The following is a 25,821-nucleotide window of genomic DNA, read 5'->3' on the forward strand; positions in this document are numbered from 1 at the left end:
AATTCACGCTCTAGTATAACATAAAATCTCAATTAATAGATTTTATTTCATAAAATTTTAAAAGAGGCTGACTCCAAAGTAACTTTTTTATGAAAATTACTAAACTAACGCAACAAAAATCCCATGAAGTCAGTGTTTTAATAAACTGATTTCATGGGATTTTTCTATTTTAAGACTTTGGGGTCAGCCTCTAGTCTACCTATTTTTGTCGATTTTTATAAGAGACTATCATACTCGCGATTAACATGAGACCAATAATAGAAATAACCCAATGTTTCACCATATCTTCACCTGCTTTTGGTAAATGTGTAGCATTTGTTTTTTTGTTAGTGCTAGAACTATTAGAATGATTACTTTCACTCATAGTTGATGTATGATTAGCAGTTGACTCACTTGTGCTTGGTTCGCTCGTACTTGATTCTGTTGTACTTGATTCTATCGTACTTGATTCTGTTGTACTTGATTCTGTCGTACTTGATTCTGTCGTACTTGATTCTGTCGTACTTGATTCTGTTGTATCTGGTTTAGGTACAATTTTTTTATTTACAATATTTTCCAATTGGACCGATTTTACTTGTCCATTTTCTTTTCCACTCACTGTAAATTTAATAGCTGTTATTAATTTTTCATAACCTGTCGGCGCTTTGGTTTCAACTAATTCATAGTCGCCTGGTGATAGATTTTCAACTACAAATTTACCGTCTTTATCACCTGTAATGTTTTCTTGAACTGTTTTGCCATCTTTATCCAATACTTCAAATACTGCGCCTTCTAAACCTTTTCCTGTTTCATCCACTTTAGTAAATTCAACAGTTCCTTGATAGTTCACGACATCTTTTAATACTAGAACTTTTGGTTGACCTTGTTCGCTATCTTCTACTTTAAATGAGATTTTCTCAGTATTTAAGATATAACCTGTCGGCGCTTTGGTTTCAACTAATTCATAGTCGCCTGGTGATAGATTTTCAACTACAAATTTACCGTCTTTATCACCTGTAATGTTTTCTTGAATTGTTTTGCCATCTTTATCCAATACTTCAAAGATTGCGCCTTCTAAACCTTTACCTGCTTCATCCACTTTAGTAAATTCAACAGTTTCTTGATAGTTCACGACATCTTTTAATGTTAGAACTTCTGGTTGACCTTTTTTGCTATCTTCTACTTTAAATGAGATTTTCTCAGTATTTAAGATATAACCTGTCGGCGCTTTGGTTTCAACTAATTCATAGTCACCTGGTGATAAGTGTTCGACTACAAATTTACCGTCTTTATCACCTGTAATGTTTTCTTGAATTGTTTTGCCATCTTTATCCAATACTTCAAAGATTGCGCCTTCTAAGCCTTTACCTGCTTCATCCACTTTAGTAAATTCAACAGTCCCTTGATAGTTCACGACATCTTTTAATGTTAGAGCTTCTGGTTGACCTTTTTTGCTATCTTCTACTTTAAATGAGATTTTCTCAGTATTTAAGATGTAACCTGTCGGCGCTTTGGTTTCAACTAATTCATAGTCACCTGGTGATAAGTTATCTAAAGCTATTTTACCAGTTTGATCTGACACAAGATTTTCCTTAATTTTTGATCCAGTTGCTTTATCATATAAATCAAATATCGCATCTTTTAAAGGTTGACCATCTACATCTGTCTTTTTAAATTCTGCTTGAGTTTTATAATTTACAAATGTTTCTTTTATAGTTTCTGGTTGATCAAATGATTTATCAGAAATAGTAAACTCTACATTTTCTTTATTGATCATGTAACCTGTTGGTGCCTGTGTTTCTTCTAATTCATAACGACCTGGTGCTAATTCTTCAATTAAAAGTTGTCCTTTTTCATCTACTGAAAGATTTTCTCTTAAAACTTCTTTTGTCGCTCCATCAAGTAAATTAAATACAGCACCAGTTAATGGTTCATTAGAGGCATTTACTTTTTCAAGTAACATACTTCCTTTGTAGTTAATCATCGTTAATTCTAATGCTTTTGGTTGTCCATTATCTTCAAATGACACATCAAAAGGTAACACTGTTTCATTTCTCACAAATCCTGTTGGTGCTTTGGTTTCAACTAATTCATAATGACCTGGCATTAATTGTCCAGTCATGACTTTACCTGTACTATCTGTTGTTAGATTATTTTTCACGATTTGATTAGAAAGAACATCTCTTATGGCAAATACTGCACCTGATAATAAATGTGCTTCTTTATCCGTTTTAGTTATTTGAATACTACCTTGATAATCAGTAACTGATATGACAGACTGTTCTGGCATACCTAAATAACTACTTTCAATAGTGACAGTAAACTCTTGTGTATTTAATTTATATCCAGCTGGTGCTTTAATTTCTTTCACAACATATTCACCTGGAGCTAGTCCAGTTACAGATACTTGTCCTAATAAATCTGTTGTTAAATCTGTCGCCACAACTTGTGGTTTGCCATCAATAATACGACTTAACTCAAAGACAGCATTTGAAAGTAATGTTCCTTCTTCGCTCGTTTTCTTAATTAATAAACTACCTTGATAATTAGTAAACGCGTCTAGTGTAACAACACTTGGTTTACCTTCTAATTGATTGTCTATTGTAAAATCAATACGCTGAGTATTTTTAATAAATCCAGTTGGAGCTGTCACTTCTTCTAATGAGTAATGACCTGGTGCTAAATCAGTAATAGTAAATTGTCCTTTACTTGCCTCAGTAATCTCACTATTGACAACTTCACCTGAATCTTTATTAAACAATTTAAATGTAGCGCCAGAAAGTGCGTTACCTTTGTCATCTACTTTAGAAAATGACACACTACCTTGATAGTTTACAATATTATCTAATTCTAATTGTTTTGGTTGACCTTTTTGTTTACCATCAATGCTAAACGTCATTGGCTTAGTATTTAACACATAGCCTTCAGGTGCTTGGGTTTCAATTAACTCATAATTTCCTGGGGCTAAGTGAGTTAACGTAAATTCACCTTTAGTTGTTTCTTTAATAGAATCTACTACAACATGTTTTGTTTCAGCATCTCTTAATGAGAATACCGCACCACCTAATAACTCACCTTGATCGGTTGTTTTCTTAAATGAGACACTACCTTGATAATTTACGATATCATCAATTTTAGTTACAGCAGGTTTACCAGACTCGTCTTTTTGAATCGTAAATTCATAAGGTTCTGTATTTAAAATATAATTTTCTGGTGCTTTTGTTTCTTCTAACACATACTCACCTGGTGCTAATCCACTAATTGTAAATTCACCTGGTGCTACTTCTTTAATATCTTGTTTAATGACTTTTCCTGTGTTTTTATCACTTAATTTGAATTCGGCGTGATTTAGTGGTTGATTTGTCTCATCAACTTTTTTGAAATGAACGTCCCCTTGATAGTTCACAACATCTGATACATGAGTTTCTTTTGGTTTTCCATTTGTTTCTGTAGGAATAGTAAAGGCGATAACATCTTTGTTTCGGATATAGTTTTCAGGCGCTTGCGTTTCTTCTAATTCATAATCTCCTGGAGCTAATCCTTCTACAACATAATGGCCTTTATCATCTGATTCAACATCTTTTATGATAACTTCTTTTGTTTCTTTATTTACTACTTGGAATTTGGCTCCAACTAATTTTTCGCCAGTTTCCGTTACTTTGTCAAATGTTATTTTACCTTTGTAATTCACGATACTTCCAATATCGGTTATGCTGATTTCTCCATTGCCCTTATTATCAATCGAGAATGGTGTTTCTTCTGTATTTCTGATATAGCCTGTTGGTGCTTGCGTTTCTTCTAACACATACTCACCAGGAGCAATACCTTCTATCTCAAATTCACCTTGGTCATTACCTGTCAATTCATCTATCACAACATCTTGAGTGCCTTTAGTTTTAATTCTAAAAGTTGCACCTTTTAATGCATGACCATCTTCTGATACTTTTTTAAACTTAGCTGATCCTTTAACATTTTTCACTTGTCCTAAGCTTATTGTTTCTGGTTCAGTTGATGCGTGCTCTGGAATGTCAAATGACACATTTTTAGTATTTAGCACATATCCAGTCGGTGCATTTGTTTCGACTAATTGATATTTCCCTGGAGCTAAACCACTCACATTAAAATGCCCATTATCGTCTCCAGTCACACCTTTTATAGATAATGCTGGATTATCTAATGATAAAATATCAAATGTTGCACCTGACAATGGTTGTGTTGTTTGACCATCAACTTTATCAAATGACACACTACCTTGATAATTAGTAAATGTTAAAGCATCACTTTTATCTGAGGTAATATGAATTGGTAATAATTCATCATTTCTAATATATCCTGATGGAGCTGATAACTCTTTTAAGTAATATGTACCTTCTTTTAACTCGCTTAAACGAATTTGTCCATCTTCATCAGATACAAGAGGTGCTTGGTTAATAGCCAATTGTTTTGATTCATCAAGTAAATTAAATGTTGCTCCTGATAATGGCCTGCCATCTTTAGATACTTTTGTGACAACCACTTCATTTGGATCATTGACTTCTTTGATTTCTTGTATGTCTGTTTTATTAGCTTGAGGTGTCACATCAATCAGTTTACCTGCTTTTAATTCTGGACTAATCAAGAAATGTTCCGGTGCTTTTGTTTCAACTAACAGATATTTTCCTGGTCGGATATTACCAAAATCCCATTGACCGTCTTTATTTGTCACACCTGAACGTAGTAATTGTTTTTTCTCACGTTTAGCATTTGTTTTCCATAATTCAAAATGCGCACCTTCTAATGGTTTATCATCAAATGATGAATGCTTGGTAATACGGATTTTTCCAGCTTTACCAGTTGCTGTTGCATCATTATCTGTTACCAATACATGACTTTTGGTTTCAGTTTCCATATTTTCTACATGATCAGCTGTTAATTTAATATTATTGAACACATATACTTGTGATGCATCTGTTGTATTATTTAATGATGTGGCGTAACGTAAAATATATGATGTATCAATAGTTGCTAATTCACCAATGAGTTTAACCGTTAGAATTTGTTCTCCCGTTACGTCATTGGTTTTAATGTCAACATCAAAATCTTTTCCTTGTACCAGTTCTTTATCCTTATCAATTGTTCCATCATTATAAGGATTTGAAACAGTGGTAGAGTAAAGTTTTATTGATTTTTTATCCAATATTTGATTTGAAGAAGGTTTGTCTGTAATGACAACATTTTCTAAATGTGATTGAGATGGATTAATTGTGGCATCCCATAATATCTCGTTCCCATTTTCTGGATTCACTTCACCTGTTTTTTCAATTGTTTTACCTGCAAATGGCGGTTTGATACTTGCTGATAATTCATGTTTTATTTTATCATTTTCAAAAACAGCTTTGTTTTTGACACCACCTTTAGTTACCAATAACCCTTTATGTGTTGTTTGATATTCTACTCGATATGCTTTTGTGCTGTCTTTAGGTAAATTAATTTGAATTCGTTTGTTTTTACCTTCTGAAATTATTTTGTGATCAACACTTGATGTAACATCAATTTCTTTTGCTGTTGTACTATTCGAATAAACTTTTAACTCATAGATTTTTAGACTATCATCAATCAACTCGTGTTGACCTTCAATCACATCTTCAATCGTCGAATTAACTAACATGTGGCGATTTAAGTTAACATCAATCATCCAATCATATGACTTTTCTTTCATATTATATGTCACATGTTTAGAACCATTAAATTTAAAATTATCTTGCAAATCAGCATGTATTTCACCAGTGTCTGCTTGTTGTTTCTTCCCACTTTCGTCAGTCCACTCATGAGATGACTCATTCCAAAAAATATTATCATCTTCTTTTTGATGGCCTTTATCGACTTTAGACAAATCAAATGCTGTTTTGTAGTAAATTTGGTAATACTTATCTGTTTTTTCGGCTAATTGTCCTAAAAAGATAATTTTGAACTCTTGTCCGTTTACCTCAATTTTATAATCTTTATTGACAACAGGGTCTGTTCCACCAACTTCTCTTATTTCAACAGAATCTTCAATTAATGTCTGACCTGGTGAAAGTTCGTCTGTTAAAACGTAATTTTTCATTGTGTATTTTGCACGGTTAACATCTAACTGCCAATCTAATGTTTTGTCTTCATAATTAACACCTGTAGACCATTTACTTAAATTTTGATTGGAAACAGAACCACCACTACTCGCTGTATAATCATCGATTGATACATCATTAGCTAGTTCCTCTGCTCCTGATACATAACCAGTCACTTTTGTTTGATAACTAATATAGAGTGCGTAATCTATTTCTGAGGTTAATTCAATATCAAATCCTTCAGAGCCTTTATCGACAACTGTGTAAAAACTTTTATCTAATACGTCACCTAGAGATTCATTTCCATCTTCATCAAATGTTACTTTATGCACTTCGATACTGTCTGAGACAACAGACATACCATATCCTGCATCTTTCGAAATTTTAAATCTATCTTTAATTGTTGTTCCTTTCGCTAATTTATTTTCTAAATAATTTGCCCGTACACCCCAACTATAAAGTTGACCACCATCACCCACTTCTTTAGGGCCTGTTTTTGTTAAGTTTTCATGATAATCAGCAGAAACAGTTGCTTCAGCTTCTTTTGTTTTTCCATCAAATATTAAGGTTGCTTTGTTGGTAAACTCTGGTCGTCCATTTTCTTCTTTTTTCTTTTCTAAACTGATTTTTGTTTTTAACTTGATTCGGTATGCTTCATTTATATCCTTCAAGAAGATGACTTTATCACCTTCAACTTTATAGTCGACATTTTCAGTTAAAGTTAACTCTTTTTCACCTAGCACATTTCCATCTATATCGACATCTAAAGGAACAATTTGGATTGATTCTTTTGTTAATCCTTTTGGTAAGATATCTTGTACTTCTGGTTTAACTAAAGATGACATTGATTTATTGATGTCAATATCCCAATTAATAAAGTTGGCTCCCCATGTTTTATCAGGACGACCACTTTTTTCAATCACACTATCAATATTTGATTTTACCATCACTTCAATTGGTGGTAAGGATTCTTGATGAGGTAAACGAATTTCTACCTTACCAGGTTTTGTTATTTCTTTTAGTTGTTGATTATGAATAAATTCTCCTTCAATAAATCCATGTTGTGAAATCTCATCATTAAAATCAAACCGAACTTTTCCATCCGATGTTAATGTATAGTTACCAAATACAATACCCTCTTGGCCTTTTAACTCGCCACTTCTTGGTGTTACTTGAAGTTGTTCTGGTAAATAAAATTCATAATAATCACCTGCAACCATTTCTTGTGCGACTTCTTCAGGAATTGCCCATTTAATGGCAAGTCTCAATGGTTGGTCTGCTCTGATACCTTCACTTGGTAATGGTTGTTTATCATCTAATGTAATAGATACGCTTTCAACTAATGATTTTCCATGATTTAATTCGTTAATTAAAGACTCGATATTACCTGGTTCTCTTAATTCTCGTGTTTTTTTAGCTTGGTTAATCGTTTTACCTAAGTCAGTTGTTTCTTCTTTGACGTCGTTAAGATTACCCGCTGACGTATTATTTTTTTCTATTTCTTGATGTATCTCTTTTGTTGCACCATCAGGTAGGGTAATGGTCCAACTCTCAACATTCTCATTTACTGGTTCTAATTGAAAATCCATCAAACTGGTTGTTTGCCCAGATAAAGTCAAATTAAACCCACTATCTACTATTTGAGTGGTTACTTCTTTTTGTTCTTCTATAACTGATACTTTTTTTAGTGGTTCAGAACTTTTAATTAATAACTCTTCTGATTCTGTTGATTCTTTATCAATGTTTATTTTCAGTGACGATAAACTTGGCTTATCGGACGCTGATTGAAAAGTAAAATCAACCAGATTAGTTGATGTTTCCTTTACTGTTTTATCAACACCTTCCGCTACAGCCACAACTGGTTGAATAAAATATGGAATGAGTAATATTAACGTCATCCAAAAACCAAATTGTTTTTCTTTAATTTTTTTCATGCTTCCCTCTCCCCTATAACTTTTCTTAGTAAATCTAATTATAGGGATATATTTGATCCTATCTAGACCAATAACTTCTCATTTATAGGTAAAAAAAGACCTAAATCAAAATATTTTTTTCACAAATAGTTTTAACTAAGAGGTTGATGATAACATTAATAACTAAACAAAATAATGTATTCGTTATCATGTGTTTTATTATTAAATATAATAGTCTTTTATATACAAAAAAGTTTTATACAATATTATGTAACTAATTAAACTAACTTTTTCTTTTCTCATCTAATAACCATTATAAAAACACGTTTTAAAGGTACATTAACGAACGTTTTTAAGCATAAAGTTTGCTTCCATAAAAAAATATATGTATTATTATTAATTCGAATGTTCAAAAAAAACCCTTAGGAAAAATACCCAAGGGAGTTTTCATAATCTATTCACTTTTTGTTGCTACAAATGACTCTAACATCTCTTTAACATTTAATCCTGTTGTTTCTTTTAGTGTTTCTTGAGTAGAAGCTAAAAGATTGGTTGCATAATTTGTAACACGGTTGGCCCCACTATTTTCTCCACCTTGACCAGTATCCACAACAGAAATTTTCTCAATATTTCCTAATGGTTGTGCTGCTTGTTTCACTAATTCAGGTAAGATTTCAATAATCATACTCATAACAGCAGCTTCCCCGTACTGTTTGAATGCTTCAGCGATTTGTTCTTTCGCTTTGGCTTCGGCCTCACCAATCGCTAAGATAGCATCCGCTTCAGCTTGACCTTCCATTCTAAGTTGAGTGGCATTTGCTTTAGCCATTGCCTCTACTTTAAATTGTTGTGCTTCAGCTTCAGCTACTTCAGTTGCTTTTTCTGCTAAGGCTTCTTGTTCTTTAGCGTAACGATCAGCGTCAGCTTTTTTCTTCACTTCTGAGTCGTATTGTCGTTCACGACGTTGAATTTCTTTTTCTTCTAATTCAATTTGTTTTTGACGTTCAATGACTTTAACTTCCATCTCTTGCTCGATAACGTGTTGTTGTGCTTTGGCACTTTCTAAGTTATAAGCTTGGTCCGCTTTGGCTTTTGCAATATCTTGCTCTTGTTTATAGGCTGCTAATTTTAATTCTTTTTCTTTAGTCGCTTCAGCGATTTCTGTCTGACGTTGTAACTCTGCTTCTTGTGATTCTTTTTCTGCTTGAGCTTTTTTAATACGTGTTTCTTTACTTGCTTCAGCTTCGGCAATTTCAGCATCACGTTTTACTTGAGCAATACGAGGTTTTCCTAATGAATCTAGGTAACCATTTTTATCACGTACTTCTTTAATAGTAAATGATACAATCACAAGTCCCATTTTAGCTAAGTCTACACTGGCTACTTCTTGCACACTTTGAGAGAACTTATCTCGGTTTTGATAAATCTCTTCCACTGTCATTGAACCTAAAATAGAACGTAAATGTCCTTCTAACACTTCACGTGCTTCATTTTCTAATTCTTCACGTGTTTTTCCTAAAAATTGTTCCGCTGCAGTTGCGATTTCTTCAACTGATGAGCCAATTTTAATAATAGATGTTCCATCTGCCATAACTGGTACACCTTGTTCAGTATAAACATCTGGTGTTGAGACATCTAATTTACTTGATAAAAGACTTAAACGATTGCTTCTTTGGAAAACTGGTAAAACAAATGCTCCACCACCACGTACAATTTTGACACGATTTCCTTCATTGTCAGCATGGACATTTTTATTTCCTAAATAGCTCCCACTAATAATCAATGCCTCATCTGGTTTAGCTGTTTGATATTTTGAAACAAACACAATCAACAACATCACTAAAATAAACGCAACTAACCCAATGGCTACAAACATTAAATTCATTTACATTTCTCCTTTTTGTTTTAAAAATTTTCTACATACGGTACGACATAACAAACTCTTTCTCTTACTTCTATAATGAGTACTTCCTCACCCTTATTTATTTGTGTTTCTTGATCTGTATAAAAGGTTGCAGGACGACTCATTATCCCTGTTACATTACTTATTGTGATTTCTCCCATGCCTTTAATAGGTATTGGTGTTACCACAGTTGCAACTCTTCCTTCAAGCGTTTTCTCCGATACTGAAATCGTTGATTCTGAATTCTTTAAAGGAATTAATATATAAAAATTTAATAAAAACACAATAACTGATGATAGCAAAACAGCAGTAGCAAATACCCAACCACTACCCAAGGTTGTTAACGTCTCCCCAATATAGCCAAAAAGTGACGTAAATGCAATCCAAGGTACAATTAAGATTGGATCAATCGGTCCGTCAAATTGGAAAATATCTCCTATTAAAAACAAGACAACTGATAGGATCGTACAAATGATTAACATATAAAAGTATACCTGCTCAATTGATTGTATCCCAAACATCCCTCTCACGCTCCTTCCCACCTTATTAATATTAGTTTACCAATCTTTTGATTAAAACAACAGAAAAATCGTACATTTTCCAACCGATATTCGAAAATCGTAGAAAAAAGACAAAAGAGATAGACCCTTTTGTCTTTTTTTATTATTCTGTTGATTTCAATGCTTCAATCATATCAACATGTTTCAATTTACGATGCATAATTAGCATCACAATAAATGAAAACAGAATCGTTAATAAGGCTGATAACACATAGCTGATTGGATGAATTGTAGTTGGGAACATCATCATATCAATCTCTGCTGTTTTTAATACATAACCATGTAGTAATACGCCAAGTACAAATCCAACTAAGATACCTAGTACTGTTAAGATGTTGTTTTCTCGGTAAACATACATCGTTACTTCTCTATCATAAAAACCTAACACTTTAATAGTAGATAACTCACGAATTCGTTCTGAAATATTGATATTTGTTAAATTATACAGAACAACAAAAGCAAGTAATGCCGCAGATATAATTAATACCCACACCACGATATTTAAACTAGACATGGTATCATCCATTGCTTTTCCTATTTGACTTGTAAATGATACATTGCTAGCATAATGACTTTTTATTAATCTATCTGCTAACTCATTTTCTTTTGCCTCACTTAATGATTTATCAAACTTAAGTAGTTCAACATTATAATCTGGTTTTTCACCAAATATTTTTTCATAATAACTTGGTGTCATATAAGCAAAATTCATGACATAATTTTCAACAACTGCTTCAACCTTGACTGTGACATCTTTATTATCGGTATCTCGAATGGTAAGGTCATCACCAGATTTTACATCAAAAAAGTTAGCTAATTTTTCATTGATAATGACGCCATCATCATTTAATGAATACTTTTTATCACTCTTGCGATCTTTAAATGTAATAAAATCAGCTAGTTGTTTTTCTTGTTTTGGTACATCAACCGTTACTTCACGATTTGTGTATCCTTTTTTAACAACCGTCATATTATTCTGAGATAAATCAAGACTTAACGTAATATTTTTATCGTCTTCTTTGATTTTTTCATACTCTTTTTTTTGTGCAGTTGTACTATCGTCATTAAATGTAACTGTCGCATCATAATGCCAAATTTTATCAAATTGGAGTGGTACAATATCACCGATTGAGTCTTTCAATCCAAATCCAGTCAAAATCATTGCCGTACAACCGGCTATACCTAAAACGGTCATCAACATTCGTTGTTTATAACGGAATAAATTTCTGGCTGTTACTTTTTGGTTAAAGCTAAACCTATCCCACAACCAAGAAAATCGCTCCAACAAAATTCGTTTACCTGGTTTTGGTGCTTTAGGTCTCATAAGTAAAGCAGGAGTACTTAATAAATCAACTCTAAGTACAAACAATGATGCTAATAATGTACATAATAATGCCACTATAACTGACTGAATGGTATAACCAACATAATACGTAATTATCACTGATGGTAAATTATACATACTACCGTATGCATCAAAGATAACAGACGGAAACAAATTATATCCTATTAACAATCCGACTAAACTACCCACAATACTGGCTGTTGTAGAATACACAATATACTTTAAAGCAATTTCAAAATTAGTATATCCTAATGCTTTTAGTGTTCCTATCTCACCACGTTTTTCGTCAACCATGCGAGTCATCGTAGTTAGCGAGATAAGAGCTGCAATCATGAAAAAGAATACAGGAAACACTGTCGCAATAGAAGAAATCCGATCTGCATTATCTTGAAACTCAGAATAAGAGGGATTATCATCTCTTGAAAAATAATGATATGTCGGTTCTTTTAAATTCTCCACTTTTTTTTGACTTGTTGCGAGTTCTTCTTTAGACTCTTTGATTTTTTGCTGTTCTTCTTCTATTTTTTTCTTTTCTGCTTCTAACGTTTTGCTTACCTCTTGTAGTGTTTGTTCTTGAACAGCATCAACTGGCATTCCTTGTTGTTTTGCTGATTCTAGCAATTGTTTATTTTTATTTAATTCTTTTTCTTTTTCAGAGAGTCGTGTTTGACCATCAGATAATTGCTTTTCACCATCTGCTATTTTAGCTTTAGCATCATCTAGTTTTTCATTTGCTTCTTTTTTCATCTCGTCTAATTGTTCAGATGGACGATTTTTTAAAGTTTGCTTCAAACTTTTAATGTCTTTATCGTATGCTAAATCATATGCTTTACTATAACTTTCTAATTTAGCTGTATCTTTATATTGAATATACGCTTCTGTATAAACAGGAAGGTTAAACACGTCTTCTTTGATATAGCCAAAGTAATCAACGGTCCCTTTACCTACTGTCGTATATCCTCTCGAAACGTTATCTATATAAATTGGGCTCTTGATGAATCCCACAATTTTAAATTTATCTCTTGATACACTATCTGAATCATCTTTTTGAATCGAAATTATGTCACCAATTTTGTAAATTTGATTGTCTAAAACCTGTGTATCTAGTGCAATTTCATCTTCTTTTTCAGGTAACTTACCTTCTACTAAAACAGGTAAATTCAACTCATTTTTATCTGAAGAGTAGGACATTAGTTTTAATACATGATTATTCTCTTCAGTTAAAACATCTAAACTATAAGACGGTTCAACTATGTTAACCTTACTATCCCCTTTGATTAAATCGATGTCTTTATCTTCTAAACCTGTTGTTGAAACAAGTTTCGTATCCATCAATTTGTTGTCTTTATAGTAAGTATCAGCTGTATGTAACATATCGGGGCCTGTTGCTTTTATCCCAGCATAAAACCCAACACCTAACATGATGATCAGTAGTATCGAAATAAATCTTGCTTTTGATTGATAAATTTCTCGAAAGGTGGACGTCCATAATGCTTTTTTCTTTTTCATTTACTTGAACCCCCCTACCATTCTAATTCACTAGCTTTTACTGGATGTTCATTTTTCTCCACACTTCTCACTTGTGCATCATTGATACGAATCACTCTGTCAGCCATTTTTGAAATTTCAGAATTATGGGTAATCACAATCACTGTTGTTCCATATTTTCGACATGTTTCTTCTAAAATTGCTAAAACATGTTTCCCTGTCTCAAAGTCAAGTGCCCCTGTTGGCTCGTCACATAATAATAATTTTGGATTTTTAGCTAACGCCCTAGCAATCGCCACACGTTGCTGTTCACCTCCAGATAGTTGGGCTGGAAAATTATTTTTTCGATGCCCCAGTTGAACCATATCCAGCACACTATCCACATTTAATGCCTTTGGTGATACTTGTGAAGCCAACTCAACATTTTCCTTAGCTGTCAGATTTGGTACTAAATTATAAAACTGAAAAACAAAACCAACATCTAACCGACGATATTTTGTCAGTTCTTTTGAAGTAAATGCTGCAATATTTGTTCCATCTATTATGACATGCCCTTCATCACAACTATCCATACCACCTAATATATTTAAAACGGTTGATTTACCAGCCCCACTAGGTCCTAAAATTACGACAAATTCACCTTTTTCAACTGAAATATTAATGTCATTATTTGCAACAATCACATTATCTCCCATTTTATAGCGTTTATACACATTTTTTAACTCGACATAACTCATAAAATCACTCCTTCTTATCTCATGAATCATTATAACAAAAGATAGTTTATTTAAACATCGATAACATTTGACGTTTGAGAACGCTTGTTCTTTTACTGAGAGTATCGTATAATAACAGTCGATTATAAAATAAGGGGTATTGTATGTCTACGAAAAATAAGCAAAAAAAATCATCACCAATTCAATATATTATTGGGTTAGCCGTCTGTATTATATTGGTTATAGCAGGAGTAAAATCACCTGATGCACTCCTTGATTTTTTACCATTTGATAACAAGGAATCATCACCAAAAACAAGCGAAACAATAAAGAAAGATAATCCAGGTCCAATTGAACACGGAAAATCTCGTTTCACTGCTAATGAATTGAGAGATAGTTCAAAAGGGTGGATTGAATATGGAAAATTAGATAAACTTGGTAGACCAACAACAGCGAATGCATTAATCAAACCAAACATGATTAATACTGGAACATCTGCCAACCAAAGTATTCGCCCACCTGGTTTTATTTCAGGTTTAGAACCACATAATCATTCACGCGGTCATTTAATTGGGAGACAACTAGGTGGAACGGGGGACAAATTAGAAAACTTAGTGACTCTATATCAAAATCCTGTAAACACACCTTTTATGACAAAGTACGAAAATATGGTGAGAAAAGCAGCGGATGAGGGTGAAACAATTCGCTACCGAGTTAAACCTGTATATAATGGTAATGAAGATATGCCTGTTGCCATTGATATCGAAGGAAAAGGACTAAGTAAACAGTCAACGATTGATTTTTATGTCACAATAGAAAACAAACAGTAAAGGAGTATTCAAATGATTACCTTTCACGAAATCGCTAGTCAAATAACTAATCATTCACCTAACTATTTTTTAGAGATAGTTATTACAAAACACCTGCAAGATTTAACTGACTACTTTATTTTTTCATCCGAAAAGATAAAGCAGCAATTTTATCAAACGCTTGAATTTTTAGCAGATGATGGTATTTGGACACAAGAAGAATTACAAGAGTATACATTTATTGCTCAAACGATTGATAATGACTATGTTTTAGCAACAGATAGCAAAACTTTAGTTATCCCATATTCTTGTTTTAAATCTGATAGTGAAAATTTTGATTTAACAATAGCGGCGTTTTTTTCATCTGTAGAGCAAGGAACGCTAAATTCAAACATTATAGCAAAAATAGACTAAAAGGAACATTCCTTCTAGTCTATTTTTTTATAATGTCTATTTCACCAGTATCTGTTTCTATTTCAAATGGCTTTCCTTTATCAATATCTGCACTATTTTTGAAATCATTACGAACATTTTTATTACCAGATTTAACTAAAAAGCCTGGAGCTTTATTATCTTCATCCGCATATTGAACCCATTTTACTAATCCTGATTCACTCTTTATGCTTCCTTTTATGGGCATATGTTGGGTTATAATAACTGGCCCTTGACCATTGACTACATCCAACGTCCCCTCATTTTCTCTTAAAATAATTTTTCCATTTTTAATATTCAGTCGTGTATGGCCAATTTGATTTTCAACCACTAAAGTATTATTATCACTTGTGATATCAACTTCATCCAGTGAGGTATCTGTCATAATTAGTTTTCCACTATTATTTACGACATTGGCTTTATCACCATTAATGTTGAGTAAGTTAGTAAACCCTGTTTGCGTTTTGACTGTCATGTTACCTACACCATTTTTAATAATACTTTTTCCTTTTTCGTTATTCACTTCAATTGGTGTATCAAAATTATTAACTAATAAATCCGCTTTTTCACTTACCACTCTGAGATGTTGACTATCAATATCTTCTAACACAATATCACCTGTTTTAACCGCTATATCAAAATGTCTAGCAAAAATATCTCTAGCCTGAATATCCGCATCCTCAAAATCCAGCACTAGATTTTTTTCCGTTGATTTTGGAATACTTAACGATACATCTAATTCACCCATTGCAGTAAATAAAGACATCGGTGTTTTTTGTCCTAAATCAATCATCATCTCTTTATTGTCTATCAATTCTTTTAAGTCTTCTTTACTATCTTTGGTCATTCTCCCTTTTAGCTTTATACTAGGATATGTACTGCTTGTTTGCTCAATCGTTAAATTAATCGGAAAATCACCTGTTAATGTCAGCGATTCTAATGAGTTTTGATTTAGTTGAATACTTTCATCAACCACTTCTCCCTTATAAAAGAATAATTTATAGTGGATGCTATATATTATAAAAAACGATATAATTACGAAAATAAGAGTAAAAAAAGACATGCGTTTCGTTGATTTATGGTTTATATCTCTTAACAAACCTAAACCAAAAAGAGAATTACCAAATATAAGAGCAATGAGGATGCTAAAATGATCATACTTTATTAAATTCCAAATGAAACACACGAAACTAAAGACAATTAATAATACAAATATCACTTTTAATGCAACGAAACCCACACGTTTCAATCGGGATACCTGTTTATATAGTTTATCTTTTTTCCCTTGTAATGCAACGGCTTGTACTTCTTCAATCCCAATAATGTCTGTTTCATATTGCATTGCTTTATTTAATCGTTTATCTTCATAAAACGCGTCAACAATTGTTTTAGGCGTTCCAAGTTTTGTCAAAATAACCTCGACTGGTTCGCCTTGTTCTAGCTTAACCTGTATATGTTCTAACATATCTTCTTTTAGTTCTTCAAATTCATCCATGTCTTTCTCAAGAAAAAGGTTTTTCATCTCATCAAAAAAATTTTCAATCTTCTCCATTATCTTCCTCCTGACATAATGATTGTACACTTTCGACAAACAGGTTCCATTCAGAAAATAATTCTTCCAAATGTTGCCTTCCTTTGTCTGTTAGCGAATAATACTTTCTAGCTGGACCACTGCTAGACTCTTTCAAATAAGTCGAACAATATTCCTCTTTTACTAAGCGTCTTAAAATAGGATATAATGCTCCCTCTGTAATAGCTATATGCTCATTCATCTTTTGTGTTAATTCATACCCGTATCTATCTTTATTCTTTAGTAGGTATAACACACACAGTTCCAATACCCCTTTTTTAAATTGATTCGAAATTTTCATAATTCTTCTAAAAGCCTCCTACGGCAATCATTCATTGTTAATATTACACGAATTCTAACAAAAGATAAACACTATAATAAAAAAGGTTACTATAAAATAAGTTTGACCTTACTTTATAGTAACCTAACTAATTGAGAGAAAACTCATTATTTTATTTTAAAATCAACTTTTGATCCGTCAAAATATTTCACTTTAAAATCAAATTTCTTGAAGTTTTTATCTGCATTTAATTTGTTTAATACATGATTTTTAATATCGTTTTTAGACATAGTGCGAACATCTACACCATCAAAAATGTCAATCGCAATCGCTTCAGCTTGATCACCTTTTACTTTTGTTTTTGTTGCTTCGTTTTCAAACTCTGCTTTTACGCGACCATCTTTTTTAACGTCAACATCTAAATCAATGTCTTTGTTTTTTGCACGGTAGTCGATTTCAATTTCAATTTCTTTAATATTTTTATCTAATGTACCAGTTGCTGGTAAATCAACTTCAGGTTTTTCTGTTTCTGGTTTTTCTGTTTCTGGTTTTTCTGTTTCTGGTTTTTCTGTTTCTGGTTTTTCTGTTTCTGGTTTTTCTGTTTCTGGCACATCCACTGTTACCACTTCAGAACCAATATTTACACGTTCAAACCAACCAGTATTCATGTAAACAACTTTGAATTCAACGTTTGTATTATTCACCATGTCTTTTAAAATACCTTGAGCTTGACGTGAGCTTAATGAAACACGTTGTGCTATCTTCGCTGCTTGAGAATCATTGTATCCTAATGACTTCCATGCGTCTGCTTTCGATAAAGAATTGTATATTTTTTGAACATTAAACAATGATAAATTGACATTTGTTGCACTTTCTAAATCAGCTTTTGTAAATGTAATAACTGATTTTTTAGCTGTTTGAGAAACAACTGTTTTCGCATCTACACTTTGTGTATTGACAACTAACGCTGAACCTCCTAATGATAATGTTAATAATGATAATGTTGCTACCTTAGTAAATTTCTTTTTAAACATATCTTTTTCCTCCTAAATAGTTATGTATTATTCTTATAACACTACTATATTATGAATAGTACTATTTGTCAAATAGTCTTTTTAAAATAGTTAAACAATACAAAAAGCCGTTAAATAAACCTTTCAAGTTAATTTAGCGACTTTTTATAAAAATAATTTTAAATTTTTTAATCAATAATAATTAATTCTTTTGGGTATTCATTTAATATTTTGCATCCATCTTTGGTTACAACAACTAGATCTTCAATTCGCACCCCTACCTCACCTGGAATATAAATACCTGGTTCAATAGAGAAAATCATACCCTCTGATACTTTGTTTGTATTACTTGCTGATACATCTCCTGCTTCATGAACTTCAGTCCCAATAAAATGACCTGTTCGATGCGTAAAATATTCACCGTAGCCTTTAGATTCAATATAATCTCTTGCTGCCGCATCGATATCGCATAGACGTGCCCCTGGTTTTACAGTTGCAATAGCACGTTTATTGGCTTCTAGTACTGTCTCATAAACATCGCGACTTTTTTCAGATACTTCTTTATAAAAAACTGTACGTGTCATATCAGAGCAGTACCCATTTTTTATGCCACCAATATCTAAAATAATACTATCACCCGCTTTAACAACAGAATCATCGTTCATATGATGTGGATCTGCACCATTTGCTCCGTATGCTACGATTGGTTCAAAAGAAAAGCCGTCATTTCCTAAATCGTGATAAATTTTCTCTAAACGTTTTGTCATTTCTAATTCTGTTAACTCTTCTGGTATTAATCCAATTAATTGATGTACAGCTAAATCATTATCATGAGAAGCTTCTAACATTTTTTCTATCTCATCTTCTGTTTTAATTGCTCTGACTTTATCAATGACATTAGAGCTTAAGGTATACTGACTGATTGATACATCTATTTCTTTCATAATATCTAAAAGAAAATGAGCAGCCCAATTTTTTTCGACCGCAATTGGTTGTGATTTATCTAATTCTTTAGCTAACTTTAATACGCCCATTCCTTCGTCTGTATCATCAACTGCAATAATCGGCATGCCTATATCAGATTCTGAAACAGGAAAAAGCCTATTAATAACTGCCACATGATGACCATTTTCTCTTATAATTAATGCAACTAATCTCTCACCTGGATCGATTGATTGACCAGTTAAATATGAAATAGAGGCTTGATCTGATACCACTAATTGGGGTAAATGTTGTTGTGCCATCTCTTTTAGCACACGATTCATTCGTTCATTATTCATTGCACTTCGACTCCTTTTTCTTGAATAAAAAAACGGTAGAAAACTCTACCGTTCTACTTAGTTCATTGTACTTCATAACGGCATTCACCGTCTAGGTATGTTGCTTCTAAATTCATTGATTTATCTAATACGATAAAATCAGCAGCTCTACCAGGTTTTATCATACCGCAAACATCATCCATTTTACAGCTAACTGCTGGCACATAAGTTGCCATCATTATCGCTTCTGATGGTGTTGCAATTCCCCAATCAACCACATTTTTGATAGCTTCTTTTAATTTTAAAATGCTTCCTGCTAAGTTTCCTTCTCTCATTCTAGCTGTTCCATCTTTAACCGTCACATTAAACTCACCTAACATGTATTCCCCATCCGGCATACCACCTGCCATCATGCAGTCAGTAATTAATGCCACATGATCTCTACCAGTCGAATCCATTAGTATTTCAGCAGCAGTTGGATGAACATGATGTCCATCGCAAATTAATTCTGAAAAAACATGTTCTAAACTAAGTGCCGCTCCAACCATACCTGGTTCACGATGGTTTAAACCACGCATACCATTATATGTATGAACAAATACGCTAGCACCTGATTCTACTACTTCTTTTGCTTGAGATAAGGTTGCATTACTATGCCCTAATGCCACAACAACACCACTATCTGTTACTTGTTGGACAAATTCTTTCACACCTTCACGTTCAGGAGCGAGAGCTATTTTTTTGATAATGCCACCTGAAGCTTCTTGCCATTCATTAAATACCTCAATGCTTGGATCTGAAAAATAACCAGGATTTTGAGCGCCTTTATGTTCCTCAGTAAAGAAAGGGCCTTCAAAATAAATACCTTGAATTTTTGCCCCTTTAACGTCATCTTTTACTTCTCCGATTGTTTTGGCAACGTTTTTTAATCGTTCATGATCTGAAGTTAACGTTGTCGGTAAAAATGATGTGACTCCACATGATAATAAGGCTTCTGACATCACTTTAATTCCTTCAGCATCATTATCCATGACATCATGATTTTTATACCCATGAATATGCGTATCAACTAATCCTGGTGCCACCCATTTACCTGATAGGTCTACTAACTCTGCATCTATATCAGGATTTTCAGATGATATTTCGCCAAAAACACCGTCTTTAATACTTAAAAAACCAGGTCCTGTTTCGCCACTTGCTAAAAAAAATTTATCAGCGTAAATCACTTTTTTCATTGCCAACACTTCTTTCTTTTATTAATACTTTAAAATTATCACTCTTTACATCATTAGTCAATAAATGGTCTAGATATTTCATAAAAACTACTTTTATTAGTGTACTGTATATTTATATATGATTGATAGTGATAAAATAAAAAGGTTTTTATTCCACATTTTGCGTTTTTAATGTTATAATACAGAAATAATTATTACAATGTTTTTTATTTTTGGATGATATAGGAGAGATTAGTATGGATACTCAAGAAAAAGTGTTCTTTAAATGGCAAGGAAGTAACTATGAAGGTGTCATTGAAAAAGAATACGACAATTCAGTTTTAATCGATGTAAATAATCCAGATGAAGAATTAAAAGAAAAATATTTAGGTAGAATTGTTATTAGTAAAAAAGATATTAAACAAAAATAAAAGTAGCAAGCCAGATTGGCTTGCTACTTTTATTTTTGTTTATAAGTTGATAAGAAAGTGTCTAAACTTTTTGTCGCTTTTTTTAATTCTTCCATCTCTGGTAAGTATACGATTCTAAAATGGTCTGGAGTAGACATATTAAATCCTTTTCCATGGACTAATAAAATTTGATGCTCATGTAAAAAGTCTAAAACAAATTTTTCATCATCTCTTATATTAAATCGCTCAATATCTAATTTAGGGAAAATATAAAAAGCAGCCTGTGGTTTTTTTACACTCACACCTGGAATGGCATTTAGTGCATCTGTAATATATTCACGTTGCTCATAGATTCTACCACCTGGTAATAATAATTCATCCACACTTTGATGACCTCCCAAAGCTGTTTGGATAATTTGTTGTGATAAAACATTTGAGCAAAGTCGCATAGAAGCCAGCATATTGATTCCTTCTATATATCCTTGAACATGTTTTTTCTCACCACTAATGACCATCCAACCACAACGAAATCCAGCAACTCGATGAGATTTAGATAACCCGTTGAATGTGACAACACATAAATCCGGTGCTAAACTAGCAATGGATACGTGTTCCAAACCATCCATTACTAATCGATCATAAATTTCATCTGAATAAATAATTAGTTCATGCTCTCTTGCGATTTTCACAATTTCTAGCAATAACTCTTTTGAATATAAAGCACCTGTTGGATTATTAGGGTTAATCAATACAATCCCTTTAGTTTTTGGTGTGATTTTACTTTTGATATCATCAATATCAGGATACCAATCAGCCTCCTCATCACACACATAATGTACTGCACGACCACCTGATAATGTAATAGCTGCTGTCCATAAAGGATAATCTGGCATAGGAACAAGTACTTCATCACCATTGTCAATTAGTGCCTGCATAGATAATGTAATTAGTTCACTAACACCATTTCCAGTATAGATATCATTAATCGTAACATTTGGTATTTTTTTTAGTTGGCAATATTGTTGAATCGCTTTTCGTGCCGAAAAAATTCCTTTTGAATCTGAATAACCTTCAGATTCTCTAGCATTAGTTATTAAATCATGAATAATTTCATCAGGAGCTTTAAAACCAAACGCAGCAGGATTTCCAGTATTTAATTTTAATACATCAATTCCTTTAGCAGTCATTCTATCTGCTTCTTCTAATACCGGACCTCTTACATCATAGCTAACATAATCTAATTTGGATGATTTTTTAAATTGTCTCATCGGTTTTCCCCCTAATAAAAAACTTGCCTTCATTTTTTCTAAATTACACCTAGAAACAATGAAAAGCAAGTTAATTTTTCTTTAAATTATTTATGGTGTGTCTTTACCTTCTACTGCCGTTGACGCCCCAACCAGTTTTCCTGCTGGATCTAGTCGTTTTTCCACCAATCCTAATACCCAGTCAGTTACTATCGCCATTAAAGCGGTTGGTAACGCCCCAACTAAAATAATAGCCGTTCCATCTGTCGCGTTGGTTCCTCTAATAATAATATCTCCTAAACCACCAGCTCCAACAAATGATCCAATCGCGGTAATACCTATTGCTACGACAAGAGCATTTCTAATTCCTGCCATTAAAACAGAAATAGATAATGGCAATTCAATCATCCATAATCTTTGAAATGGCGTCATCCCCATACCTTTTCCTGCATCAAGTATGTCTTTGTCTACTTGTGTCATACCGGTATAAGTGTTTGAAATAATCGGTAACAAGGAGTATAAGAACACCGTGATAATAACCGTATTCACCCCTAAACCAAATGCCAGCATTAACAATGACACCATAGCTAGTGACGGCACTGTTTGGATGACATTTGCCGCGCCAATTACCCAATCAGCTAATCGACGTTTTTTAGCAATAAAAATCCCAATAGGAATCCCAACAATAGCTGCAAAAAATACCCCGTAGATTGAAATAAGAAAATGTCTAACAAATTGAGAGAGGACATAACCACTATTGTTTTGTAAATAATAAAAGAACTGTTGCATTATATTCATATCTTGCATTATTTTTCCCCCTCAAAAAAGTTATTTTCTCGTAAGAATTTTTTGGCGACTGTTTCAGGTTCTAATAGATTATTATCTGCTTCATAATTAAGTCGTTGCATGGTTTTTGTATCTATTTTCCCAGACAATTTAAGCAATGCTTCTTTTAATTTTGGATTTTTATTCATCACATCATTATCAATCACAATACTACCATCATAAGGTGGAAAGAATCTCAAATCATCTTCTAAAACAACTAAATCATAACTTGCAATACGTCCATCTGTTGAATACCCTAAAACAACATCCATTTTTCCAGCAGCAACTGCATCATATACAAGACCTATTTGCATAGGATAAACCTTTTTAAAATCGACGTCATATGTGTCTGAGAATGCTTGATACCCGTCTCCATCACGTTTCATCCAAGATGTATCAACACCTGCTGTTAGTTGATCGGCAACATTTTTCAAATCACTAATTTTTTTCAAATTATATTTTTCAGCTGTTTCCTTTGATACCATAAAAGCATAAGTATTAGCGAATCCATAAGAAGGTAACCATGTTTGATGATATCGCTTGTTAAATTCTTCTGAAACAATATCAAACGCTTTTTCTGGATCTTTTTCAGCAGGTAAATTTAGTGTCCCACTTAAGTCCGTCCCTGTATAACGACCAGCAGAAATATCAATGTCTCCATTAACCATTGCATTGTGTGCTACTGTACTTGTTCCCAAATTATTGATAAGAACGACTTTATCATCTGTATAATGTTCAATCATCCCTTTAACCAGATTGGCTAATATCTGATTTTCCGTTGTGGCCAAAGATCCGACACGAATGGTTTGAGTATCTCCTTTTCCACCACCTAATCCAGGTAATTCGCAACCTGTTAAAAAGAGAAGCCCTATCATTAAAATGAATAATAATTTGTTTTGTTTTGTTCTCATTAACTATTAGCCTCCTTCATTTTAGGAGATAGTCTTTTTTCTAATAGTCCTAACAAGAAATCACTTATTAAAGCTAGTAGCACTACTGGAATAGTTCCTCCAATAATTAATTCTGGTTTGTATAAGTTTAACCCACTAAAAATCAAATCACCTAAACCACCACCACCAATATATGAGGCTAAAGTTGCCCAAGCAATAACGTAAACTGTTCCCAAACGGATACCACGCATAATTGTGGGGAGAGCCAGAGGGACTTCAACAAGACGAATTTGCTCTAAATCAGTCATTCCCATTCCTTTAGCTGCATCTACCATATTAGGATCTACTCCTTTAATACCCAAATATGTATTTCTTAAAATAGGTAAAAGCGAATAAATAAATAGGGCCACGACAGCTGTCATTTTTCCGACACCAAAAAAAGGAATAAACATCGTTAGTAAAGCTAAAGAAGGAATAGTTTGTAACACACTAGCAAGTCCAATGATAATGTTTGCTAATTTATTTGTGCGAGTCAATGCAATACCTAATGGTACCGCAACAATTACACCAAGTAGTAAAGAGATGCCCGATATATATATATGTTCAAATGTTTTGACAATTAATTCATTTCCATTTTCCAATAAGAAGGTATTCATTATACTTCCTCCTTCTCTACTGGTGTTTCATCTGCAGATGATGAATCCTCTTCTCCCCAAATCGTATCATAAACCATGTCTACAAGAGATGAACGAGTTAAAATTCCGACTAGTTTTTTATTGTCATCAACTACTGGCACATATTTCAAACCACGTTTTAAGATACGTTGAATGGCATCTCTTAAAAGGGCTGTTTGTTTAATATAGAATACATCAAGCTCCATAATATCCCCAACACTTGTTGAGTATCCACGCTTATCATTAATAGACTCAACATCAATAAAGCCTTTTAAGACATTATTGCCATCGACAACAAGTAACGTATCCACTCGTTTTTCACGCATCAAACGAATCGCTTGAGACAATGATTTTTCTGGTGTAATCGAAATAGCACGTTTCATCATGACTTCACCTACTGTAATAAAGTCTTGCTGACTATGCATCAAACGCTCTTCCCCGATTAATTCGCGGACAAAATCATTCGCTGGATTACGTAAAATATTTTCAGGTGTGTCACATTGAACCACTTTTCCATGACTCATGACTACAATTTTCGTTGCTAATTTTAGAGCTTCATCCATATCATGTGTAACAAATACAATCGTTTTCCCCATTTTTTCTTGCAATTCTTTAACAAAATCTTGTAATGAATCGCGAGTGATAGGATCTAATGCTCCAAAAGGCTCATCCATCAAAATAATATTTTGATCAGCAGCCAACGCACGAATCACACCGATACGTTGTTGTTGTCCACCAGATAATTCATTTGGATAGCGATCAAGCATTTCTTTAGGCAGCTCAACTAACTTAATCAATCTCTCTGCTATTTCATTGCGTTCTTCTTCAGGCCATTTCAATAACTTAGGGACTAGTGTAATATTATCTCTAATTGTCATATGGGGTAGCAGACCAATATTTTGAATGACGTAACCAATACTACGACGTAAATCAACAGGATTTTCTGTCATGATGTCTTTGCCATCAATTAATATTTTGCCTGATGTGGGTTCTATCATACGATTTATCATACGCATTGCAGTTGTCTTACCACTACCACTTGTTCCAATAAAACAAATAAACTCCCCATCTCCAAATGATAAGTTCATATCAGATACTGCTTTTTTATTTCCTTTATATATTTTCGACACATTTTGAAATTCAATCAAAATTTCGCAACTCCCTTTTTATTTTTATAATTTAAGTGTGCATGATTTTAACTTAATATG

General features: G+C 33.0%; 18 protein-coding genes. 3 read left to right on the forward strand and 15 right to left on the reverse strand.

Translation table 11 applies throughout. The features are described from left to right. Window positions 1–199: 199 nt before the first annotated feature. The 5 genes from BW731_RS02710 to BW731_RS02730 form a co-directional block, all read right to left on the reverse strand. On the reverse strand, window positions 200–7,999 hold the full coding sequence (locus BW731_RS02710) for a SpaA isopeptide-forming pilin-related protein (protein ID WP_079345496.1): 7,800 nt from the start codon (window positions 7,997–7,999) through the stop codon (window positions 200–202). 433 nt (window positions 8,000–8,432) lie between these two features. Further along, window positions 8,433–9,854 carry a flotillin family protein gene (locus BW731_RS02715; protein WP_143592793.1) on the reverse strand — a complete coding sequence of 474 codons (1,422 nt, stop codon included), beginning with the start codon at window positions 9,852–9,854 and terminating at the stop codon, window positions 8,433–8,435. Window positions 9,855–9,883: 29 nt separating this feature from the next. After that, on the reverse strand, window positions 9,884–10,402 hold the full coding sequence (locus BW731_RS02720) for a hypothetical protein (protein ID WP_079345500.1): 519 nt from the start codon (window positions 10,400–10,402) through the stop codon (window positions 9,884–9,886). A 142-nt stretch (window positions 10,403–10,544) separates the two neighbouring features. Continuing rightward, a complete protein-coding gene (locus BW731_RS02725; protein WP_079345502.1) occupies window positions 10,545–13,295 on the reverse strand; it encodes an ABC transporter permease in 2,751 nt (916 codons plus the stop codon). Window positions 13,296–13,309: 14 nt separating this feature from the next. Then, window positions 13,310–14,011 carry an ABC transporter ATP-binding protein gene (locus tag BW731_RS02730; RefSeq protein WP_079345504.1) on the reverse strand — a complete coding sequence of 234 codons (702 nt, stop codon included), beginning with the start codon at window positions 14,009–14,011 and terminating at the stop codon, window positions 13,310–13,312. A gap of 143 nt (window positions 14,012–14,154) precedes the next feature. Here BW731_RS02730 and BW731_RS02735 point away from each other — a divergent pair, with 143 nt between their 5' ends. After that, window positions 14,155–14,820, forward strand: a complete 666-nt coding sequence (locus BW731_RS02735; RefSeq protein WP_079345505.1) for a DNA/RNA non-specific endonuclease — start codon at window positions 14,155–14,157, stop codon at window positions 14,818–14,820. Between the two features lie 12 nt (window positions 14,821–14,832). Next, window positions 14,833–15,213, forward strand: a complete 381-nt coding sequence (locus BW731_RS02740) for a hypothetical protein (RefSeq protein ID WP_079345507.1) — start codon at window positions 14,833–14,835, stop codon at window positions 15,211–15,213. 19 nt (window positions 15,214–15,232) lie between these two features. Here the strand turns inward: BW731_RS02740 and BW731_RS02745 are convergent, their stop codons facing one another. The 5 genes from BW731_RS02745 to nagA all read right to left on the reverse strand — a co-directional run bounded on the left by BW731_RS02745 (window position 15,233) and on the right by nagA (window position 20,588). Continuing rightward, window positions 15,233–16,783 (reverse strand): DUF4097 family beta strand repeat-containing protein, encoded by a 1,551-nt coding sequence (locus BW731_RS02745; RefSeq protein WP_079345509.1) that lies wholly within the window; start codon window positions 16,781–16,783, stop codon window positions 15,233–15,235. Next, window positions 16,770–17,102, reverse strand: a complete 333-nt coding sequence (locus BW731_RS02750) for a PadR family transcriptional regulator (protein WP_079345511.1) — start codon at window positions 17,100–17,102, stop codon at window positions 16,770–16,772. The genes BW731_RS02745 and BW731_RS02750 overlap by 14 nt, the downstream gene beginning before the upstream one ends. A 146-nt stretch (window positions 17,103–17,248) precedes the next feature. Next, window positions 17,249–18,115: a YusW family protein gene (locus tag BW731_RS02755; protein ID WP_079345513.1), complete on the reverse strand. Its 867-nt coding sequence runs from the start codon at window positions 18,113–18,115 to the stop codon at window positions 17,249–17,251. A 167-nt stretch (window positions 18,116–18,282) separates the two neighbouring features. Then, window positions 18,283–19,374 (reverse strand): M24 family metallopeptidase, encoded by a 1,092-nt coding sequence (locus tag BW731_RS02760; RefSeq protein ID WP_079345515.1) that lies wholly within the window; start codon window positions 19,372–19,374, stop codon window positions 18,283–18,285. Between the two features lie 62 nt (window positions 19,375–19,436). Further along, window positions 19,437–20,588: an N-acetylglucosamine-6-phosphate deacetylase gene (gene nagA, locus BW731_RS02765; RefSeq protein ID WP_079345517.1), complete on the reverse strand. Its 1,152-nt coding sequence runs from the start codon at window positions 20,586–20,588 to the stop codon at window positions 19,437–19,439. Between the two features lie 236 nt (window positions 20,589–20,824). On the opposite strand from nagA, the gene BW731_RS02770 reads away from it, so the two are divergent. Further along, window positions 20,825–20,998 carry a DUF2187 domain-containing protein gene (locus BW731_RS02770; RefSeq protein WP_071456452.1) on the forward strand — a complete coding sequence of 58 codons (174 nt, stop codon included), beginning with the start codon at window positions 20,825–20,827 and terminating at the stop codon, window positions 20,996–20,998. A gap of 29 nt (window positions 20,999–21,027) precedes the next feature. On the opposite strand, the gene BW731_RS02775 is transcribed toward BW731_RS02770, so the two are convergent. The 5 genes from BW731_RS02775 to BW731_RS02795 form a co-directional block, all read right to left on the reverse strand. Continuing rightward, window positions 21,028–22,245, reverse strand: coding sequence for a pyridoxal phosphate-dependent aminotransferase (locus BW731_RS02775; RefSeq protein ID WP_079345519.1), 1,218 nt, complete (start codon window positions 22,243–22,245; stop codon window positions 21,028–21,030). A 90-nt stretch (window positions 22,246–22,335) separates the two neighbouring features. After that, on the reverse strand, window positions 22,336–23,031 hold the full coding sequence (locus BW731_RS02780) for an ABC transporter permease (RefSeq protein WP_079345521.1): 696 nt from the start codon (window positions 23,029–23,031) through the stop codon (window positions 22,336–22,338). Next, entirely contained in the window at window positions 23,031–23,960 is a 930-nt protein-coding gene (locus BW731_RS02785) for an osmoprotectant ABC transporter substrate-binding protein (protein ID WP_079345523.1), read from the reverse strand. The genes BW731_RS02780 and BW731_RS02785 overlap by 1 nt, the downstream gene beginning before the upstream one ends. Beyond that, entirely contained in the window at window positions 23,960–24,595 is a 636-nt protein-coding gene (locus BW731_RS02790; RefSeq protein WP_079345525.1) for an ABC transporter permease, read from the reverse strand. Before BW731_RS02790 ends, BW731_RS02785 begins: the two co-directional genes overlap by 1 nt. Further along, window positions 24,595–25,761, reverse strand: coding sequence for a betaine/proline/choline family ABC transporter ATP-binding protein (locus BW731_RS02795; protein WP_079345527.1), 1,167 nt, complete (start codon window positions 25,759–25,761; stop codon window positions 24,595–24,597). The genes BW731_RS02790 and BW731_RS02795 overlap by 1 nt, the downstream gene beginning before the upstream one ends. Between the last annotated feature and the right edge of the window lie 60 nt (window positions 25,762–25,821).

The organism is Vagococcus martis, assembly GCF_002026305.1.
GTDB lineage: Bacteria > Bacillota > Bacilli > Lactobacillales > Vagococcaceae > Vagococcus > Vagococcus martis.

Coding starts and splice junctions, on each gene's coding strand:
- BW731_RS02745 (WP_079345509.1), bottom strand. CDS start 16,783: ATGGAGAAGATTGAAAATTTTTTTGATGAGATGAAAAACCTTTTTCTT.
- BW731_RS02720 (WP_079345500.1), bottom strand. CDS start 10,402: ATGTTTGGGATACAATCAATTGAGCAGGTATACTTTTATATGTTAATC.
- BW731_RS02760 (WP_079345515.1), bottom strand. CDS start 19,374: ATGAATAATGAACGAATGAATCGTGTGCTAAAAGAGATGGCACAACAA.
- BW731_RS02780 (WP_079345521.1), bottom strand. CDS start 23,031: ATGCAAGATATGAATATAATGCAACAGTTCTTTTATTATTTACAAAAC.
- BW731_RS02735 (WP_079345505.1), top strand. CDS start 14,155: ATGTCTACGAAAAATAAGCAAAAAAAATCATCACCAATTCAATATATT.
- BW731_RS02755 (WP_079345513.1), bottom strand. CDS start 18,115: ATGTTTAAAAAGAAATTTACTAAGGTAGCAACATTATCATTATTAACA.
- BW731_RS02770 (WP_071456452.1), top strand. CDS start 20,825: ATGGATACTCAAGAAAAAGTGTTCTTTAAATGGCAAGGAAGTAACTAT.
- BW731_RS02785 (WP_079345523.1), bottom strand. CDS start 23,960: ATGAGAACAAAACAAAACAAATTATTATTCATTTTAATGATAGGGCTT.
- nagA (WP_079345517.1), bottom strand. CDS start 20,588: ATGAAAAAAGTGATTTACGCTGATAAATTTTTTTTAGCAAGTGGCGAA.
- BW731_RS02715 (WP_143592793.1), bottom strand. CDS start 9,854: ATGTTTGTAGCCATTGGGTTAGTTGCGTTTATTTTAGTGATGTTGTTG.
- BW731_RS02730 (WP_079345504.1), bottom strand. CDS start 14,011: ATGAGTTATGTCGAGTTAAAAAATGTGTATAAACGCTATAAAATGGGA.
- BW731_RS02725 (WP_079345502.1), bottom strand. CDS start 13,295: ATGAAAAAGAAAAAAGCATTATGGACGTCCACCTTTCGAGAAATTTAT.
- BW731_RS02710 (WP_079345496.1), bottom strand. CDS start 7,999: ATGAAAAAAATTAAAGAAAAACAATTTGGTTTTTGGATGACGTTAATA.
- BW731_RS02750 (WP_079345511.1), bottom strand. CDS start 17,102: ATGAAAATTTCGAATCAATTTAAAAAAGGGGTATTGGAACTGTGTGTG.
- BW731_RS02740 (WP_079345507.1), top strand. CDS start 14,833: ATGATTACCTTTCACGAAATCGCTAGTCAAATAACTAATCATTCACCT.
- BW731_RS02790 (WP_079345525.1), bottom strand. CDS start 24,595: ATGAATACCTTCTTATTGGAAAATGGAAATGAATTAATTGTCAAAACA.
- BW731_RS02775 (WP_079345519.1), bottom strand. CDS start 22,245: ATGAGACAATTTAAAAAATCATCCAAATTAGATTATGTTAGCTATGAT.